The following is a 2014-nucleotide window of genomic DNA, read 5'->3' as shown; positions in this document are numbered from 1 at the left end:
ATTAAATATTAATAGTAAGGTAAAAATTATGATTATCAAACAAAAAACAAAAAATTATTGGTTATATGCTAAAGATATTGTAATTGGGACTTCAATATCTTTAGCAGTATTTACCTTTGCTGTTCCAACAGTTGCTGCTGCTAGTATTGGATTACTTCATGCTTTTGAATTAGGTGATAAATTTTGCAAAATTGCTGAAAAGCTGCCTAGTTTTATGCAATTCACTATTGATCCATCACTGGGTAGCTATAATGCTGCAGTCAGCCTTCTTACTTACATTTCTGCTATTTTGGCAGTAGCAATTACTGCAGGAGTAATTTATGGTTTATATAAAACACATAGTAATGCAAAAGAGATCGGTAGAAATGAGGTGAAAAAGGAATTCTTAAATATCTTAGAATTTGAAGTGGCTGCTACATTGAAAGATAATGGATACATAGCGTTAAGTTTTCCAAAAGAAATGAGTAAATTGATGAAATGTCAATTAGTAAGTAAGAGTGGTAAAAAAATAGCAAATCTTCAATTTACTGGGAAGTGTAAAAAAAATGAACAAGATGATAAAGTTAATTATCTATTTTCAGTATCTGGTTATCACAATAACTCTAAGAATCAAGAGGAATCAGCAAGTCTTAAACTTAAAGAGGATTTTTTCCATAATAAAAACATAAGAAAAAATGTGCGTGCTAGATGTTATTTAAGTACTAAAATGGATCACTTAGTGGTTGAAAATCCTATTCAAGATAATAATATAAGTAAGTAATATTATAAGGTAATACGTGATTATAGATTCTCACTGTCATCTAAATTATTTTGCAGAGGATGATATACCTAAGCTAATTCAGGATGCAGAGGAAAATGATGTAAAATTATTACATACTATATGTACAAAGATAATGGAGTTCAAAGATTTACTTAGAATTTCTGAACTCTATAATCAAGTTTATACATCAGTTGGTATTCATCCTCTTAATGCTGCAGATGAATATATTAAATCAGAAGATTTAATTAAATTAACAGAGAATAAAAAGGTTATCAGCATTGGTGAAACTGGATTAGATTTTTATAAGTCTAATGATAAAGAAAGCCAAGAAAAAAGTTTTATATCACACATAGAAGCGGCAAAAATTACTCAATTACCGATTGTAATTCATTCGCGAGATGCAGATAGTAGAATGATTGACATTTTAAGATCAGAGATGAAAGTTGGTAACTTTAAAGGAGTGCTTCATTGTTTTTCTTCTTCGAAGGAACTTGCTTACCAAGCAATAGATCTAGGGATTTACGTTTCATTCTCTGGAATTATTACTTTTAAAAATTCTGATTCTTTAAGGAAAATAGTAAGTAGTGTGCCACAAGAATACGTTTTAGTTGAAACGGACGCACCATTTCTTTCGCCAGAACCTTATCGAGGTAAGAAAAACGAACCAAAAATGGTAAAATATGTTGTGGATTGTATAGCAAAGTTATGGAATAAGGAATCATCTGAAATAGCAAAAATCACTACTAGTAATTTTTTAAAACTATTTTCTAAAGTTAATTTTTTATAATTTTAATTAAACTCTTTCATATCTCCTAATTTTGTTAGTGTCTATCTATAATAATTTTGAATCAGGGAATGAGAAGACTATCGACATAGTTTGTGTAGTGTTGATGTTAGATATAAAATAATGTTCAATAAGAATTTTCGAGAACTTGCTACTCGTTACGGATATAGCTTTTGTGCACAGTTCTGGAATTTGCCTATGCTTAAGTTATACTTTCTCAAATTCGAAACTAGAGTTATGGTTATAGGCATATAGAAATGAAGGAGAATATTATGAATTTTGATTTTAAAGAGCGTTTAAAAGATAAATACCTAGATCTTTCTCATATCAATTTTAGTATTGATCGTCCTAATATCAGTGATTTAGTCACATTTCTTAAAAATCAAGAAATAAAATCTATTACTTTATGTTTTTCTTGGAAAATTAATGAAGCTCTAGAAAAAATAGTAGAACATTGTAAAGAACTGACA

General features: G+C 28.8%; 3 protein-coding genes. All 3 read left to right on the top strand.

Translation table 11 applies throughout. The annotated features are described in order from the left end of the window. The coding region (locus V6U76_RS05155) for a hypothetical protein (RefSeq protein ID WP_333024063.1) at nucleotides 1-760 on the top strand (760 nt) is incomplete at its 5' end. A gap of 16 nt (nucleotides 761-776) precedes the next feature. Next, a complete protein-coding gene (locus V6U76_RS05150) occupies nucleotides 777-1547 on the top strand; it encodes a TatD family hydrolase (protein ID WP_333024062.1) in 771 nt (256 codons plus the stop codon). Nucleotides 1548-1816: 269 nt separating this feature from the next. Continuing rightward, nucleotides 1817-2014, top strand: a 198-nt coding sequence (locus tag V6U76_RS05145) for a hypothetical protein (protein ID WP_333024061.1), incomplete at its 3' end; no start/stop codon positions are given.

The sequence above is a fragment of the Wolbachia endosymbiont of Pentidionis agamae genome (genome assembly GCF_036711655.1).
Lineage (GTDB): Bacteria > Pseudomonadota > Alphaproteobacteria > Rickettsiales > Anaplasmataceae > JAZHPY01.
This window is presented reverse-complemented; position numbering and strand designations above follow the sequence as displayed.